The sequence below is a fragment of the Hyphomicrobium facile genome, from assembly GCF_900116175.1.
Lineage (GTDB): Bacteria > Pseudomonadota > Alphaproteobacteria > Rhizobiales > Hyphomicrobiaceae > Hyphomicrobium_B > Hyphomicrobium_B facile.
Genome location: NZ_FPCH01000005.1, coordinates 227,847 through 244,305 on the forward strand (window position 1 = coordinate 227,847; position 16,459 = coordinate 244,305).

11 protein-coding genes and 1 riboswitch are annotated in these 16,459 nt (G+C 61.7%); of the genes, 9 read left to right on the forward strand and 2 right to left on the reverse strand.

Annotated features, from left to right (window positions below):
• Window positions 1–84: 84 nt before the first annotated feature.
• Both BM399_RS20600 and BM399_RS20605 read right to left on the reverse strand, forming a co-directional pair.
• Window positions 85–3,258: an efflux RND transporter permease subunit gene (locus BM399_RS20600; RefSeq protein ID WP_092869669.1), complete on the reverse strand. Its 3,174-nt coding sequence runs from the start codon at window positions 3,256–3,258 to the stop codon at window positions 85–87.
• A gap of 15 nt (window positions 3,259–3,273) precedes the next feature.
• Complete coding sequence (locus BM399_RS20605; RefSeq protein ID WP_244531415.1) at window positions 3,274–4,461, reverse strand: efflux RND transporter periplasmic adaptor subunit; 1,188 nt, start codon at window positions 4,459–4,461, stop codon at window positions 3,274–3,276.
• A gap of 261 nt (window positions 4,462–4,722) precedes the next feature.
• Between BM399_RS20605 and BM399_RS20610 the strand changes: the two genes are divergently transcribed.
• The 9 genes from BM399_RS20610 to BM399_RS20650 all read left to right on the forward strand — a co-directional run bounded on the left by BM399_RS20610 (window position 4,723) and on the right by BM399_RS20650 (window position 16,439).
• Window positions 4,723–5,361, forward strand: a complete 639-nt coding sequence (locus BM399_RS20610; RefSeq protein ID WP_092869671.1) for a TetR/AcrR family transcriptional regulator — start codon at window positions 4,723–4,725, stop codon at window positions 5,359–5,361.
• A 171-nt stretch (window positions 5,362–5,532) separates the two neighbouring features.
• Window positions 5,533–5,639, forward strand: a riboswitch (guanidine-I (ykkC/yxkD leader).
• 141 nt (window positions 5,640–5,780) lie between these two features.
• The gene (locus tag BM399_RS20615; RefSeq protein WP_177228230.1) at window positions 5,781–6,845 is read left to right on the forward strand and encodes a putative urea ABC transporter substrate-binding protein; all 1,065 of its coding nucleotides are present in this window, start codon (window positions 5,781–5,783) and stop codon (window positions 6,843–6,845) included.
• A gap of 39 nt (window positions 6,846–6,884) precedes the next feature.
• The gene (locus tag BM399_RS20620; protein WP_092869672.1) at window positions 6,885–7,703 is read left to right on the forward strand and encodes an ABC transporter permease; all 819 of its coding nucleotides are present in this window, start codon (window positions 6,885–6,887) and stop codon (window positions 7,701–7,703) included.
• Window positions 7,700–8,539 (forward strand): ABC transporter ATP-binding protein, encoded by an 840-nt coding sequence (locus BM399_RS20625; protein ID WP_092869673.1) that lies wholly within the window; start codon window positions 7,700–7,702, stop codon window positions 8,537–8,539. The genes BM399_RS20620 and BM399_RS20625 overlap by 4 nt, the downstream gene beginning before the upstream one ends.
• A gap of 113 nt (window positions 8,540–8,652) precedes the next feature.
• A complete protein-coding gene (locus BM399_RS20630; RefSeq protein ID WP_092869674.1) occupies window positions 8,653–9,387 on the forward strand; it encodes an urea amidolyase associated protein UAAP1 in 735 nt (244 codons plus the stop codon).
• Window positions 9,384–10,031 (forward strand): urea amidolyase associated protein UAAP2, encoded by a 648-nt coding sequence (locus BM399_RS20635; RefSeq protein ID WP_092869675.1) that lies wholly within the window; start codon window positions 9,384–9,386, stop codon window positions 10,029–10,031. The genes BM399_RS20630 and BM399_RS20635 overlap by 4 nt, the downstream gene beginning before the upstream one ends.
• A gap of 5 nt (window positions 10,032–10,036) precedes the next feature.
• Window positions 10,037–13,657: an urea carboxylase gene (gene uca / locus BM399_RS20640; RefSeq protein WP_092869676.1), complete on the forward strand. Its 3,621-nt coding sequence runs from the start codon at window positions 10,037–10,039 to the stop codon at window positions 13,655–13,657.
• Window positions 13,654–15,438, forward strand: a complete 1,785-nt coding sequence (atzF, locus tag BM399_RS20645; protein ID WP_092869677.1) for an allophanate hydrolase — start codon at window positions 13,654–13,656, stop codon at window positions 15,436–15,438. The genes uca and atzF overlap by 4 nt, the downstream gene beginning before the upstream one ends.
• Before the next feature lie 179 nt (window positions 15,439–15,617).
• A complete protein-coding gene (locus BM399_RS20650) occupies window positions 15,618–16,439 on the forward strand; it encodes a quinoprotein dehydrogenase-associated SoxYZ-like carrier (protein WP_092869678.1) in 822 nt (273 codons plus the stop codon).
• The last annotated feature ends 20 nt before the right edge of the window (window positions 16,440–16,459 follow it).

The following is a 16,459-nucleotide window of genomic DNA, read 5'->3' on the forward strand; positions in this document are numbered from 1 at the left end:
GTCAGCCTATGGAAAACGCCGGAGTCTGTTCTGACTCCGGCGTCCTGTGCGAGGCTTGCGCGAACCCGAAAGGCGGCTTTCCGCCTATTCGGCCGGATGAAGCGGCGTCTCGTGAGATGGCGCCCGTGACCTGCGGCCGAGATCGGACAGCCAGCGGCACACCACGTAGAAGACCGGCGTGAAGATCAGCCCAAAGAAGGTTACGCCGATCATGCCCGCGAAAACCGCGGTTCCGAGCGCTTGGCGGAGCTCGGCGCCGGCGCCGACCGCCCAAACCAGTGGCGCCACGCCGAGGACGAACGCCAGCGACGTCATGATGATCGGCCGCATTCTCAACCGGGCCGCTTCGGTCGCGGCTTCGAATCGGGATTTGCCCTGAGCTTCGAGTTGCGCCGCGAACTCCACGATCAGAATAGCGTTCTTCGCCGCTAGACCTATGAGAACGATGAACCCGACCTGGGTCAGGATGTTGTTGTCCATTCCCCGGAGGATGACGCCCGAGATCGATGCGATGAGACTCATCGGGACGATCAGGATGACCGCTAGCGGCAACGTCAGGCTTTCGAACTGTGCGGCGAGGACGAGGAATACGAACAGGACGCCCAGAGCGAAGGCGAAGATTGCCGTGTCGCCGGCGCGGATCTGCTGGAAGGCGAGATCGGTCCATTCATAGCTGAAGCCCGGCGGGAGCGTTTCGGCCGCCATCTTCTGCATGATGTCGATCGCCTGCCCCTGCGAGTATCCGGGTGCTGCCGAACCATCGAGTTCGGCCGACGGATAAAGGTTGTAGCGGGGAACGCGCGCCGGGCCCGAAATATCGGTCACGGTCGTGAACGAGCCGAGTGGGACGGCATCGCCGTTCGAATTGCGCACGCGAATGCTCAGCGCATCTTTCGGCGTCAAACGAAATTCGCCGTCGGACTGCGCCGTCACCCGGAAGGTGCGGCCGAGAAGGTTGAAGTCGTTGACGTAGATCGAGCCGAGATACGTCTGTAGCGCCGTGAACACGTCCGGGACGCGGATACCGAGCATCTGCGCCTTGACGCGATCGATGTCGAGATAGAGCTGTGGCGTCGACGTTTCAAAGAGTGAGTACACCTGTCTCACGCCGGGCGTCTGAGCCGCCTTGCCCATCATCGCATTGACAGCTGCCTGCAGTGCAGCGGAGCCCGCACCCGATCGATCCTCCACCATCATGCGGAAGCCACCGGAGCTGCCAAGCCCGCGCACGGGGGGCGGCGCAACAACAAGCACCAACGCTTCCTGGATCTCAGAAAACTTCTTTAAGAGCGCGCCCTGAATGGCTTTCGCCGACATGTTCGGATCTTTGGCGCGCTCTTCGAAAGGTTTCAGCGTGACGAAAACCGCGCCCGCGTTCGAGGCATTGACGCGCGTTGCGCCGGAGAAGCCGACGATATTGACGGCGTGGGCGACGCCCGGAACGGTGAGCGCCAGTTCGACGGCGCGCTTATTGACCTCGTTGGTACGAGCCAAAGAAGCGGCAGGCGGAAGCTGGGTGATCGTGATCAGATAGCCGCCGTCCTGGTCGGGGATGAAGCCGACAGGCGTTTTGCGGAATTCATTCAATCCGAATGCGATGAGGCCCGCGTAGAGGACCAGCATCAGGACGGAAAACCGGACGGCGCGTCCAGCCAGCCAGCCATAGCCGTGGGAAAGCCTATCGAAGCTCCAGTTGAAAGCATCGAAGAACTTGCGGATGGGCCACGTCAGGGGGCTATGGCGATGCTCCGTCGAATGCGGCTTCAAAAGCAAGGCGCAGAGCGCGGGCGATAGCGTCAACGAGACGATCAGCGAAATCACCGTCGCGCCGGCGATCGTCAGCGCGAACTGGCGATAGAACTGGCCCGAGATGCCGGTGATGAATGCCGACGGGACGAACACCGCGCACAACACCAGCACGATGGCGATCAGCGCGGTACCCACCTCCTCCATGGTTCGGTAGGAGGCCTCTCTGGGACTCATGCCGTTCGCCATGTTGCGTTCGACGTTCTCGACCACAACAATCGCGTCGTCCACGACGATGCCGATCGCCAGCACGAGGCCGAAGAGCGACAGGTTGTTCAGCGAGAAGCCGAACATCGACATCAGGAAGAAAGTGCCGACGAGAGAAACGGGGATGGCCACGATCGGGATGATCGCCGCGCGCCACGTCTGCAGGAAGAGCAAGACGACGAACACCACCAGAGCGACGGCTTCGAGGATGGTGTGAACCACGGCGTCGACCGACTGCTGAATGAAGTCGGTCGGGTTGTAGACGATGGTGTACTCGAGCCCCGGCGGGAAGCTCTTCGACATCTCCGCCATGGCTGCTTTGATGTTCTTCGCCGTTTCGATGGCGTTCGAGCCGGGCAGCTGGAAGACACCGAGACCGACCGCTGCCTGCTTATCGAGATACGAGTTGATGCCGTAATCAAGCGCCGCCAGTTCGACCCGCGCCACGTCCTTCACCCGGACGACGGAGTTGCTGCTCTGCTTGACGACGATATTGCCGAATTCATTCGGATCTATCAGGCGGCCTTGCGTCTGCACCGTGATCTGGAATGCACCCGGCTTTTCGAGCGGCGGCGCATTGAGCACGCCGGCGGCCACCTGGACGTTCTGCCCCTGCAGCGCCGCGACGACGTCGCTTGCCGTCAGCGCCAACGACTGAAGGCGGTCGGGATCAAGCCAGACGCGCATCGAGTAATCGCGGCCGCCGAATACCGTGATCGAGCCGACGCCTTGTACACGGGTCAGCGCATCGACGATGTTCACGCTCGCGTAGTTCGAAATGAAAAGCGTGTCGCGCGAGTTGTCGGGCGACAGCAGATGCACGACCATCATGAGGTCGGGCGATGCCTTCGCCACGGTGACGCCGATGTTGCGCACGTCTGCGGGCAATCTCGGTAGCGCGATGGCCACGCGGTTCTGAACCTGAACCTGCGCAATATCGAGATTAGTGCCGATATCGAAGGTGACGGAGATCGAGAAGCGGCCGTCATTCGTCGAATTCGACGATATGAAGAGCATACGCTCGACGCCGTTGATCTGCTGCTCGAGCGGCGTTGCGACAGTCGCGGCCACGACTTCGGCGCTGGCGCCCGGATATTGCCCCGTGATGTTCACCACTGGCGGCGCGATTTCCGGATACTGGGCGATCGGCAGCCGGGTAACGGATACGAGGCCGATGATGACGAGCACGATGGAGATGACGGCCGCAAAGATCGGGCGGTCGATGAAGAAGTGCGAGATGCGCATTGGACGGGCCGTTCTTTATTGGGTCCGGACCGTCTGGTCCTTCGGATTGGAAGCGTCAGCGGCTGCCTGCTGCGGCGTGACTTTCGCGCCGGGTCGGATGCGCATCAGGCCGTTCACGATGATCGTGTCGTCGGGCGTGAGGCCGGTCACGACGCGCAGTCCATCGACCAACGGTCCGATCGTGACGTATTTCGGTGTCGCGACATTGTCGCTGCCGACGGCATAGACGAACTTCCTGACCTGCTCGGTGCCGATGGCGGCATCGGGAACGAGCAGCGCCTCTGCCGGTTCAGAAGCCACGATCCGGATTCGGCCGAACATACCCGGCGTGAGGCGTCCGTCGGTATTCTTGAAGACCGCGCGGCCGCGGATCGTGCCCGACGACTTGTCGATGGCGTTGTCGACGAAGTCGATCTGACCTTCGTGGACGAAGTCCTTTTCATCAATCAGCTTCAGCTGAGCGGACATGCTGAGGCCACGCCCGGTGCTATCGACCGACTTCGCCGACGCTGCCTTCAGGTAACGAAGGTATGACGCCTCATCCATCGTAAATTCGAAGCGGATCGGATCGACCGAGGCGATCGTTGCGAGCAACGTCGTGCTGCCGGCTGTTCCACCGGTCACGAGGTTTCCGACCGAGACGCGGCGATCGCCTATTCTTCCGGCGATCGGAGCGGCAAGCTCGGTGAAATCCAAATCGAGAGCGAACTGGCGGGACGCGGCCTTCTGCGCCGTCAGATTGGCTTCGGCGACGCGCTTCGCCTGAAGGCGTTGATCGAGCGACTGCTGGGTGATCGTGGTGCCGCGAACGAGACTTTCACCACGCTCCAAGTCGGACTGAGCGAAGGCAACGTTCGCCTCCGCCTGGGCGATGGACGCATTCGCCTGGTCCAACGCCGCCTGGAAGGGCCGGCGGTCGATCGTGAAGAGCGGGTCGCCGACCTTGACCATCTGGCCATCGGTGAAGTGGATCTTGTCGAGATAGCCCGAAACGCGCGCGCGCACTTCGACGAAGTCGAGGGCAACGAAACGCCCGACGTATTCATCGTAGTCGGCGACGATCTTCTTGGTGGGCTTGGCCACGGTGACCTGCGGCGGTGGCGGAGGAGCCGCTTGAGCTGCGGTTTTCTCTTCGCTGCAGGCCGAAAGTCCCGCCGATAAAGTCAGCAAAACCGCAGCGATTGAGGCGGACCGTTGAAACACGGGTTCTGTCTCCGTCTTGTAGATTTGAAATCGACGCACGAGGGAACCGGTTGCGTTCCATATCGAGCGCCAGCGTCCAACCGCGCCGAGCGTTACCGCATTCGGCTCGTACGAATTTTCCTTCTGACCCCACCGCGAACGGGCGCACGCCATTCGTTCGGCGCGCGTGAAGTACCGAGTGACAGAGATGACAGAGTCATGTTACCCGGTACCGATCGGTAACATACAGCTACCGATCGGTAACATACTCGTCAAGGGCGCATGAGCATTGCGCAGGAGAAAGATTTGCGCAGCGCTGGCGGATCAGAGGCGGTCGCCGAGGGGCAACTCGCTCTCAAATCACCACGAGAGCGAATTCTGATCGCAGCTCGCGATCTCTTCTACCGGCACGGCGTGCATGCCGTCGGCGTGGAAGCAATCGCCGAGGCGGCGCTTACAAACAAGATGACATTATACCGTCACTTCAAATCGAAGGACGAACTGATCGTCACATACGTTCAGCAGCTCGCCAATGAAGGCGATGACGTACTCAATCGCATTTTGGCCGAGAACACAGAGAGCCCGCAAAAACAAGTCGATGCGTGGGTCGGTTTTGTCGAAGACGTGCTGACGAACAAGTTGGAACGCGGCTGCGCGCTGGCGAATGCCGCCGTCGAACTCGATACCGGCCACCCGGCCCGCGCGGTGATCGAAGCCTATAAACAGCGAAAGTACGACCGCCTCGTCGGGCTCTTCCGTGCTGCGCGATATCGCGATCCCGATTTGCTCGCCGATGAAGTGTTTCTTCTGTTCGAAGGCGCGCGGATCAGCATTCAATGCGGCGGCAAGGGCCCGGCATCGCGCGTCGTCGGGATGCTGCGTGGACTGCTCTCGTCGCGGCCGAGGTTGGTCGAAGCATAGGCTGCGATCTCTATCGTTTCCGCGCCACGCGAACGCATCCTGGTCGCTGAGTACAACTGCCTAGGTACTAGGCGTTCAGCACAAGCAGCTGGCAACGCACTCACCCACACGCGAAGATTTCCTGCTTTTTTCCAGCGAAAAAGCCTTGGCACGCCCCGTGCAGAGCATGGCGCATAACGCCTCTAGGGTTCCGGCTTCACAAGCGTCAGGTCCGAGAGAGGCTCTCCCGCCGCGTGTGAACCGCGGCGGAGCCACGGCGGGATAAAAGCCCGGGAGACCTACACCGCGAGTTGCTCCGGCGCTCGAACGGACAGGCCTCCCTCCGCGCGCTCTCACGGCGCCCATCCGAGGTCTTCCGCTCCTGTCTCGAAGTTCCTTGCGGCCTCACTGAGTGGTCAGCACAAGGACAGGGGTTGGCGATGCGCTTTTCCGTCAAGCAAGTTTTGAAGGCTGCGATCGGCCTCGCGGCCGTGACAGGGTTTGCCCTGTCGCCTGCAAATGCGGCCGAGAAAAAAGACTTCAAAGTCGCCTGGTCGATTTATGTCGGCTGGATGCCATGGGGCTATGCGGCCGATTCCGGCATCGTGAAAAAATGGGCCGACAAGTACGGCATCAACATCGAAGTCAAACAGTTCAACGACTACGTTGAATCCATCAATCAATACACGGCAGGCGCGTTCGACGCCGTCACCGTGACGAACATGGATGCGCTCTCCATTCCGGCTGCCGGCGGCGTCGATACGACGGCCGTGATCGTCGGCGACTTCTCGAACGGCAACGACGCCGTCATCCTGAAGAACAAGGACAAGCTCGCGGACATCAAGGGCCAGAACGTCAATCTCGTCGAGTTCTCGGTTTCGCATTACCTGCTCGCGCGCGGTCTCGAAAGCGCCGGGCTCGCCGAGAAGGATCTGAAAGTCGTCAACACGTCCGACGCCGATATGGCGGCTGCCTACAAGACGGCAGACGTCAGCGCTGTCGTGACTTGGAAGCCCATCGTCTCGACGATCCTTGAATCTCCAGACGCAAAGAAGGTCTTCGACAGCTCGCAAATTCCGGGCGAAATCATCGACCTCATGGTCGTCAACACGGCCGTGCTGAAAGACAACCCGAAGTTCGCGAAGGCGCTCGCGGGGATCTGGTACGAGACGCTTGCGACGCTGAAGGACGGCACAGTTTCGAAGGAGGCCATGGCCAAGGCTTCGGGCACCGACCTCAAAGGCTTCGACGAACAGCTCGCGACGACGAAGCTGTTTTCAGATCCGAAAGACGCCGTGGCGTTCACCACCGGCAAAGATCTGAAGACGACGACTGAGCGCGTCTCCAAATTCCTGTTCGAGAAATCCCTGCTCGGCAAGGACGCGAAATCCGACGGCGCGATCGGCGTCGAATTCCCCGACAAAACGGTCTTCGGCGACAAGTCGAACGTCAAGTTCCGCTACGACGCGACGTTCATGAAAGAGGCGGAAGACGGCAAGCTTTAAGCCGCCGCTTCTCGTAACGCACCGAAGGAAGGCGACCGCATGCGCGCTATCAACTACCGGCCGGACAAGACCTGGCGCCTTGCCCTCGCCTTCCTGCCATTCGCATTACTCATACTCACCTACATTATCGCTTCCGACATTCGACTGACCGAAAATCCGAACGACAAGCTTCTTCCGTCTTTCGCCAAGATGGGCGAAACGATCGACGCTTACGCGATGAAACCCGATACGCGCACGGGCGATCATCTGCTTTGGGCAGATACGTCGGCGAGCCTGACGCGTCTCATCGCGGGCCTTGCCATCTCGACGGCCATCGCGCTCGTTCTCGGCATCGTCATCGGGGTGCTGCCGGTCATGAGCGCCACACTCGGGCCAGTCGTGGCGGTGTTATCGATGGTGCCGCCACTCGCGCTCCTTCCCATTCTCTTCATCGTCATGGGGCTCGGCGAAGCCTCGAAGATCACCCTGATCGTCGTCGGCACATCGCTGAAACTCATTCGCGACATCGCGCTTCGCGTGGAAGACATTCCGCGCGAGCAGCTCATCAAGGCGCAGACGCTCGGCGCATCGACGCCACAAATCGCCTTGCGCGTCGTGCTGCCGCAAATCTTGCCGCGACTGATCGATTCCGTTCGGCTGGAAATCGGTCCGGCGTGGCTCTTCCTGATTGCAGCCGAGGCGATCGCAGCCGATTCCGGTCTCGGCTACCGCATCTTCCTCGTTCGCCGCTATCTCTCGATGGATGTGATCCTGCCCTATGTCGCGTGGATCACGCTTCTGGCGTTCCTCATGGATCTTTCGCTCCGGCTGCTTCAACGCAAGTCGTTTCCCTGGTTTGCCGAAGCGAGAGCAGCATGAACGCCATCGTCTTCGACAAGGTTTGGAAAGAATACGGCGATCACGTCGTGCTCGAGCAGATCAATCTCGAGATCGAGACGCGCTCGTTCGTGGCGCTGGTCGGCCCATCGGGATGCGGCAAGACAACGTTCCTGCGATTGCTCCTCGGCGAAGAGCGGCCAACGCGCGGCAGCATTCTCGTCGAAGGTGTGCCGCTCAAAGCGGAGCCCGATGCGGACCGCGGCGTCGTCTTTCAACGCTACTCGGTGTTTCCGCATCTGACGGTTCTGGGCAACGTCATCATCGGACGAGAGTTCGAGAAGGCCGGCGCTCTCGGCCGCTTATTCGGCCGCGCGCGCAAACAGGCGGAAGACGACGCGCGCGAGCTTCTCACCGCTGTCGGCCTCGCCGGCCAGGAGGCAAAATATCCGGCCGCGCTTTCGGGCGGAATGCAGCAGCGCCTTGCACTGGCGCAGGCGATCATGCGGCGGCCGAAGGTGCTTCTGCTCGACGAGCCTTTCGGCGCGCTCGATCCCGGCATCCGATCCGACATCCACGTACTGATGCGGCGCATCTGGAATGAATCCTCGCTGACGGTCGTGATGGTGACGCACGACCTCAGCGAAGCTTTCGAACTCGGTACGCGCATCATCGCTTTCGAGCGGCCGCGCAACCGGCCCGAGGAACTCGAGCGATATGGCGTCAGGCTTTCGGCCGACATTCCGACGCCACCTCCGACGGCGCCCGCTCTTCCGAAGGGCGCGACGATCACCAAGGATATCGAGATCTGGCCGAAGAAAGTTGCAGGGAGCCCAGGCGTTCTAACGCGTCACGGGCATTCTGCTCCGCGCTCTTAGGTGTTCACGCTTTCCGCGAGGGACGACCCTCAGCGGCTTCTCACGAACCCGGGACGACCCGGACTGGTGCGCCAGCGGCGTCTTTCAAGGAACGTTTCTGCTTTGAGGAAAAAATGGGGAATTTGATCTACGGGGATACGCTGCCAGGAGGTAAGCACTGGTCGCTGCTGATGCGCCGAAACATGCGGCTGCGCCTGACCGATGTCGAGGGCGGCGCCAACATCGGCATGCTCTTCTACAATCCGCAGAATCTGCTCGAGCGCTATAACGCGCCCGATACGCTGAAATGTCAGCACACGTTCAAGCTCACCACCGGTCACTGCCTCTACTCGGATATGGGCCGCATCTTTTGCTCGGTCGTGTCGGACACGTTCGGCTGGCACGATACGGTCTCCGGCAATACGACGAAGGCCATCGTCGCGCGGAAGTGGGGTGAGAAAAACTATCAGACGGCGCGCAACGACTGGCAGCAGAACGGCCACGACAGCTTTCTCGTCGAAGGGGCGAAGTATGGACTTGGCCGCCGCGACTTGGCTGCGAACGTCAACTGGTTCAGCAAGATCGCCGTCGCGTCCGACGGCGCGATGTCGCTCGATACTTCGGCTGCGAAGGCCGGCGCTCAGGTCGAGTTGCGCTTCGAGATCGATACGCTCGTTCTCTTCCACACCTGCCCCCATCCCTTGAATCTCGCGAATGCCTATCCCCGGAAAGCAGTGCACTTCGAGATCTTCGAGGGGCCGCCCGCGGCGCTCGATGACCCCGCGCGGCTTTCCGCGCCCGAGAACGAACGCGGTTTCGAGAACAACCGCATTTTCCTCGCCGGTTGCTGTGGAGACGGGCATCAATGATCAAAGAAAGCACGCTTCGCGAAGTCGACGCGATCTATCGCCGTATCGTTCCGGCCGGCGAATATTGGATGCACGTCGTCTGTGAGGGCGAGACCCTTCGCCTTCTCGATCTCGAAGGCAATCAGGCGGCCGATACTCTGTTCTTCAACGCCGATGATCCGGCGGAACGCTACTCGGCGTCCGACACCATCCGGGAGCAAGGCAATATCTATCTGACCGCTGGTTCGGTGCTTCGTTCCGATATCTGCCGTCCGATGCTGACGATCACGGCCGATACGGTCGGGCGCCACGATACACTCGGCGGCGCGTGCGCGACGGAGAGCAACACCGTTCGCTACGCACTCGAGAAGAAATCGATGCATGCGTGCCGCGATAGCTTCCTGCTCGCGATCGCCGAGAACGAGCAGTACGGCCTCTCGAAACGCGACATCGGACACAACATCAACTTCTTCATGAACGTGCCGGTTACGCCCGAAGGCGGGCTGACGTTCGAGGATGGTCTGTCGGCGCCGGGCAAATACGTCGAGATGACCGCGCACATGAACGTCATCGTGCTCATCTCGAACTGTCCGCAGCTCAACAATCCTTGCAACGCCTACAACCCCACGCCGATCGAAGTTCTCATCTGGGGTAAGGGGGCCTGACGTCCATGTTTCGCAAAGTCCTGATCGCCAATCGCGGCGCCATCGCCTGCCGTATCATCAGAACGCTCGACCGCATGGGGATTGCGAGCGTCGCAGTCTATTCCGAGGCCGATCGCCATTCGATGCATGTCCGCCAAGCGGGCGAAGCCGTCGCCATTGGCCCATCACCCGCGGCCGAGAGCTACCTCAAGTTCGACGCCATACTCGAGGCTGCAAAGAAGACCGGCGCGGAAGCCATTCATCCGGGTTACGGCTTTCTGTCGGAAAATCCCGATTTCGCGGACGCGTGCGAAGCGGCGGGCATCGTGTTCATCGGGCCGAAGGCGAAGCACATGCGCGCCTTCGGATTGAAGCACAAGGCGCGCGAGCTTGCGCTTGAAGCAAATGTTCCATTGGCGCCGGGTTCCGGGCTCATCAGCGATGTCGAACACGCCAAGAGCGAAGCCCAGCGCATCGGCTATCCCGTGATGATCAAGAGCACGGCGGGTGGCGGCGGCATCGGGTTGCAACTCGTTTCGACCGCGGATGAAATCGCGCCGATGTTCGAGCGCGTCGAACGCCTCGCCCGCAACAACTTCAAGGATGCCGGTATCTTCATCGAGAAGTATGTGGCGCGCGGCCGCCACATCGAGGTGCAGATTTTCGGCGACGGCCGCGGCAACGTCGTCTCGCTCGGCGAACGCGATTGCTCGGCGCAGCGGCGCAACCAAAAGGTCATCGAGGAGACGCCTGCGCCAAATCTTCCCGAGGAGACGCGCGCGGCGCTCTGGGAGACGGCTCGACGCCTCGGCCAGTCCGTCAATTACGAAAGCGCGGGCACCGTCGAATATCTCTACGACGCCGAGACGAACGAGTTCTATTTTCTCGAGGTCAATACGCGGCTTCAGGTGGAGCATGGCGTGACCGAAGAGGTCGTCGGCGCCGATCTCGTCGAATGGATGGTGCGGCAGGCGGCGGGAGAATTGCAGCCGCTCGATCAATCCAAGATTTCGCCAACGGGCGCATCGATCCAAGTCCGGCTTTATGCGGAAGATCCGGCGCGCGATTTCCGGCCAAGCTCCGGCCGGTTGACCGACGTTTCCTGGCCAAAGGTCGCGCGCATCGAGACGTGGGTGCAGAGCGGCTCGGACGTTTCGCCCTACTACGATCCGATGATTGCGAAGATCATCGTCAAGGGTTCGTCACGCGAGGATGCGCTGGCGCGACTTCGATCGGTGCTCGATCAAACGCGCATCGGCGGTCTCGAAACCAATCTCGATTATCTTCGCCAGCTCGCGGGCTCCAGTGTCTTCGCGAAAGCCGAGATGCTGACGCGGACGCTGCAGACATTCGCTTATAAGGCCGACACGATGGAAGTTCTGTCGCCGGGCACGCAGACGACGGTCCAGGATTGGCCGGGACGTGTCGGCTATTGGGCGGTCGGCGTGCCGCCGTCAGGCCCCATGGATGCGTTGTCGTTTCGCTTAGCCAATCGCATTGTCGGCAACGACGAAGGCGCTGCCGGGATCGAGACGACGCTCGCGGGGCCGTCGCTCAAGTTCAACACCGACGCAGTGATCTGCCTCGCGGGGGCGGAGCTGACGGCGACGCTCGACGGTGCGCCTGTGGTCTACTGGGAGGCCATCCAGATCAAGGCCGGACAGGTGCTGAAGATCGGCGGCGTGAAGGGGCCGGGCGTGCGGGCCTACATCGCCGTTCGCGGCGGGATCGACGTTCCGTCGTATCTCGGAAGCAAATCCACGTTCACGCTCGGCAAGTTCGGCGGTCACGGCGGACGCGTTTTGATGACGGGCGACGTGCTTCACATCGGCCGCGACGCGACGAGCTTTCCTTCGGCGCGTCTTCCGGCAGAGCTTAAGCCTCGCCTCGTCCATACCTGGGATATCGGCGTTCTCTACGGTCCGCATGGCGCGCCAGATTTCTTCGCGCCGGAATACATCGACACGTTCTTCTCGAGCGATTGGGAGGTTCATTACAATTCCAATCCGACCGGCATTCGCTTGATCGGACCGAAGCCCGTCTGGGCGCGCACCGACGGCGGCGAAGCCGGGCTTCATCCAAGCAATATTCACGACAACGCCTATGCCATCGGGACGATCGATTTCACCGGCGACATGCCCGTCATCCTCGGCCCCGACGGTCCGTCGCTCGGCGGCTTTGTGTGCCCCGCCACCATTGTGCAAGCCGAGCTTTGGAAGATGGGTCAGCTACGGCCGGGCGACAAGGTGCGCTTCACGCGTCTCTCTCCCGCCGAGGCGGCCGCGCGCCTTGCCAAGCAGAACGCAGAGATCGCAACGCTGAAGTCTATCGCCGCGCCGTCGTTTCCGCATGCGAAGTGGGGCGCGGACGATTGCATCGTCGGCGGCCGCGAGGCGTCCGGCGACAAGCCGCGCGTCGTCTATCGCCGCGCGGGCGACGCTTACATGCTCGTCGAGTACGGCCCGATCATCCTCGATTTCACGTTACGCTTCCGCGCGCACGCGCTGATGACCGCTCTCGAACAGCGAAAGCTGGGGGGCATCCTCGATCTGACGCCCGGCATCCGATCCTTGCAGGTCCATTACGATAGTACGGCGCTGCCTCTCGAAGATTTGCTCGCGGAGCTTTCGCGCATCGAAGATACGCTCGGAGACTTGAGCGACATCGAGGTGCCGTCGCGCATCGTGCATCTGCCGCTGTCGTGGAACGACCCCGCAGTGCAGAAGACGATCGACAAATATATCCAGGGCGTCAGACCCGATGCACCTTGGTGTCCTTCGAACATCGAGTTCATCCGGCGCATCAACGGCCTCGAGTCCATCGAGGACGTGCTGAGGATCGTGTTCGACGCGACGTACGTCGTACTCGGGCTCGGCGACGTGTATCTCGGTGCGCCGGTCGCGACGCCGGTCGATCCGCGTCATCGTCTCGTCACGACGAAATACAATCCGGCGCGAACGTGGACACCCGACAACGTCGTCGGCATCGGCGGCGCTTACATTTGCATTTACGGCATGGAGGGCCCCGGCGGCTACCAGCTATTCGGCCGGACGTGCCAAGTCTGGAACACGTATCGCACCACGGACGCGTTTGAAGCCGGGTCGCCGTGGCTTTTGCGGTTCTTCGATCAGATCCGTTTCTATCCGGTCTCGAGCGAAGAGCTGGCCGCGTTCCGCGACGGCTTTCTCGAAGGGAAGGCCAACGTCAAAATCGAAGAGACAACGTTTCGTCTCAGGGACTATCAGGCATTCATTGCCGAGAACGAAGAGTCGATCGGCGCCTTCAAGTCGCGTCAGCAGGCGGCCTTCGAGGCTGAGCGGGCGCGCTGGCAGCAAGTCGATCAGGAAGGCGCCGCGGGCGCGTCAGACGGCGACATCGAAGATGACGGAGCCGCCGTTCTGCCGCCGGGAGCCACCGCCGTCGAGAGCCCGGTTCCCGGCAGCGTCTGGAAGGTTCTCGTCGAGCCCGGAACGACGGTCGCCGAGGGCGAGACCCTGATAATCGTTGAGTCGATGAAAATGGAAATGGCCGTGCCGGCGCCGCAAAGCGGGGTCGTTCACGAAGTGCGCTGCGTCGAAGGGCGGGCTGTGGCCCTTGGCCAGGCTCTCGTTATCCTAAGAGAGCCACATGCGGAGGCGACGGCGTGACCCTATCACTCGACATCGCAAATCTCACCGCTCTCTACGAACGCGGAAAGACGACACCCGAAGCAACGATCGAAGAGATCTTCGCGCGCATCGGGGCGAAGGACGTTGCGCCCGACTGGATCGCGCTTCGCGATAAGGAGAGCGTTCTCGATAGCGTTCGCCGCGCGCCGCGGGGGCCCCTTTACGGCATTCCATTTGCCGTCAAGGACAACATCGACGTCGCCGGGATGCCGACGACATGCGGTTGTCCGGCTTTCGCCTACGTGGCCGAGCGTTCGGCGACGGTCGTCGAGCGGCTCGAAGCGGCCGGCGCCATCCTGATCGGCAAAACGAACCTCGACCAGTTTGCGACCGGGCTCAACGGCACGCGCTCGCCTTATGGCATTCCGGCGAACGTCTTCAATGCGGACTACATTTCCGGCGGCTCGAGCTCGGGTTCGGCCGTCGTCGTCGCCGCGGGTCTCGTTTCGTTTTCCCTCGGTACGGACACGGCGGGATCGGGCCGCGTTCCGGCGGCCTTCAACAACATCGTGGGTCTGAAGCCGACGAAAGGCATCATCTCGACGCGTGGCGTGGTGCCTGCCTGCAAGAGCCAAGATGCGGTTTCGATTTTTGCGCTCACCGTTGCGGACGCCGCCAAGGTTGCAGAAGCAGCCGTCGCCTTCGACAAGGACGACTGTTTCGCGCGGGCCGACGCGCCGTCATTCGCCGTCGAGACCGCCGGGCGTCCGCTGAGAATTGGCATTCCCAATGCGCCGCTGTCGTTTTTCGAAGATGGCGAGTATCAGCGGCTCTATCATCACACGATCGATCGCCTCGCCGGGCTCGGCGCCGAGATCACCCCCTTCAACTTCGCGCCATTTCGCGACACGGCGGCCATGCTTTACGACGGTCCGTGGGTGGCCGAGCGGCTGTTTGCCGTCGACGACATGAACGACGATGACCTTCATCCCGTCGTTCGCGACATCATCCATAACGGCCGGAATAAATCCGCGCTCGCGACGTTCGAGAGCTTTTATCGACTCGCGGAGTATCGCCGCGCGGCGGACGCCGAGTGGAACCGCATGGACGTGATGGTGCTGCCCACGGCGGGCACGACGTACAAAATCGCCGATATGCTGGCCGATCCCGTTCGCCTCAACTCGAACCTCGGCGCGTATACGAATTTCGTCAATCTCCTCGACCTCTCGGCGCTCGCCGTTCCGGCGGGCTTTCGCGAGGACGGTATCCCGTTCGGCGTGACACTGATCGGCCGCGCATTCGCCGACGGACAACTCGCGGCGATCGGTGATGCTCTTCACCGCGCGCTCGATGGTGCGAAGCTTGGCGCGACGCAGGCTGCATTGTCCGATGCCGCGCCAGTCGCCGCGAAGCCCGCCAAGAAGAAGACGGTCGAGGTCGCGGTGGTCGGCGCGCATCTCAGGGGCCAGCCGCTCAACAGCCAGCTCACCGAGCGAGACGCCATCTACCGGGAGACGGCGCGCACGGCTGCGGGATACCGGCTTTACGCCTTGCCCGGCACGACCCCGCCGAAACCGGGCCTCGTCTTCGAAGGCACCGGGCCGGGTGCGATCGAAGTCGAAATCTGGGAAATGGACGAGGCCGCGTTCGGGTCGTTCGTGGCGCTCATACCGGCCCCGCTCGGGATCGGGACGCTTGTGCTCGAAGGCGGCCGGCAGGTGAAAGGCTTCCTTTGCGAAAGCCATGCCGTTCGCGGGGCCGAGGACATTACGGAGTTCGGGGGCTGGCGGGCCTGGCTCGGCCGGACGGCTGTCGCCTGATCCGGTCGCCTCAAGATGAAATAAATTGCTGCGAATACTGTGTTTTAGACGGCGGCTCGCCGTCGCGACGCCCTGTCTTGCGAAATAGATGACTGCGCCACCATATTAATGTAGTCTTTTATTCTAGATTTAGCGTCCCGGACGCATGAGATCGCCTTGAGGCGGCAAGCGAGGAAACGATGCGCAACAGAATTATCCGCTCCACGATTGTTGCCGGACTGACGGCAGTCCTGGGGATGATCGCGGCTCAGTCAGGCGCGCGAGCCGATGACACGGCCGTCATCTGGGACAGCATCCGGACAGATCTTTTCGGAACGCGCGAGGTTGCGGACGGCGCCGGGAAAGTAGCGCTCGAAGCGCCGTACCGGGCGGAAGACGCCTCCACGGTTCCCCTCACCGTTCGCCTTCCAACTGAATTCGCGAAGGACGTGAAATCCCTGACGCTCGTCATCGACAAGAACCCCTCCCCCGTCGTCGCGACCTTCACGTACGGCGACGCGGCCGGCAACGGCGAACGCGTTCTCGCCACGCGCGTCCGCATTGACCAATATTCGAATGTCCGCGCGATCGCCGAGACGAACGACGGCAAACTATTCATGACGATCAAGTTCGTGAAGGCGTCGGGCGGCTGCTCGGCTCCGGCCGGCAAGGACCCGGAAGAAGCGGCGAAGACGATGGGCAAGATGAAGGTGATGACCGCTTTCAAGGACCCGGATAACGTGGCTGCACAAGAAGCTCAGGTGATGATCCGTCATCCCAACAGTTCGGGCTTGCAGATGGATCAGGCGACCGGCCTCTATATCCCGACGCATTTCGTGGACAAGGTTGCCGTGAGGACGGGCGGCAAAACCGTTTTCACGATGACCGGCGGCATCTCGATCAGCGAGAATCCGAACTTCCGATTCACCTATCAGGGCAATCCCTCGGACGTGATGAGCGTCGATGCGGAAGATTCGCAAGGCAACACGTTCAAGGGCAACTCTACTCCGAGCCAATCCTGACGTCGTTTGCGGAACGGCCT

Coding starts and splice junctions, on each gene's coding strand:
- BM399_RS20650 (WP_092869678.1), top strand. CDS start 15,618: ATGCGCAACAGAATTATCCGCTCCACGATTGTTGCCGGACTGACGGCA.
- uca (WP_092869676.1), top strand. CDS start 10,037: ATGTTTCGCAAAGTCCTGATCGCCAATCGCGGCGCCATCGCCTGCCGT.
- BM399_RS20635 (WP_092869675.1), top strand. CDS start 9,384: ATGATCAAAGAAAGCACGCTTCGCGAAGTCGACGCGATCTATCGCCGT.
- BM399_RS20625 (WP_092869673.1), top strand. CDS start 7,700: ATGAACGCCATCGTCTTCGACAAGGTTTGGAAAGAATACGGCGATCAC.
- BM399_RS20630 (WP_092869674.1), top strand. CDS start 8,653: ATGGGGAATTTGATCTACGGGGATACGCTGCCAGGAGGTAAGCACTGG.
- BM399_RS20615 (WP_177228230.1), top strand. CDS start 5,781: ATGCGCTTTTCCGTCAAGCAAGTTTTGAAGGCTGCGATCGGCCTCGCG.
- BM399_RS20600 (WP_092869669.1), bottom strand. CDS start 3,258: ATGCGCATCTCGCACTTCTTCATCGACCGCCCGATCTTTGCGGCCGTC.
- BM399_RS20610 (WP_092869671.1), top strand. CDS start 4,723: ATGAGCATTGCGCAGGAGAAAGATTTGCGCAGCGCTGGCGGATCAGAG.
- BM399_RS20620 (WP_092869672.1), top strand. CDS start 6,885: ATGCGCGCTATCAACTACCGGCCGGACAAGACCTGGCGCCTTGCCCTC.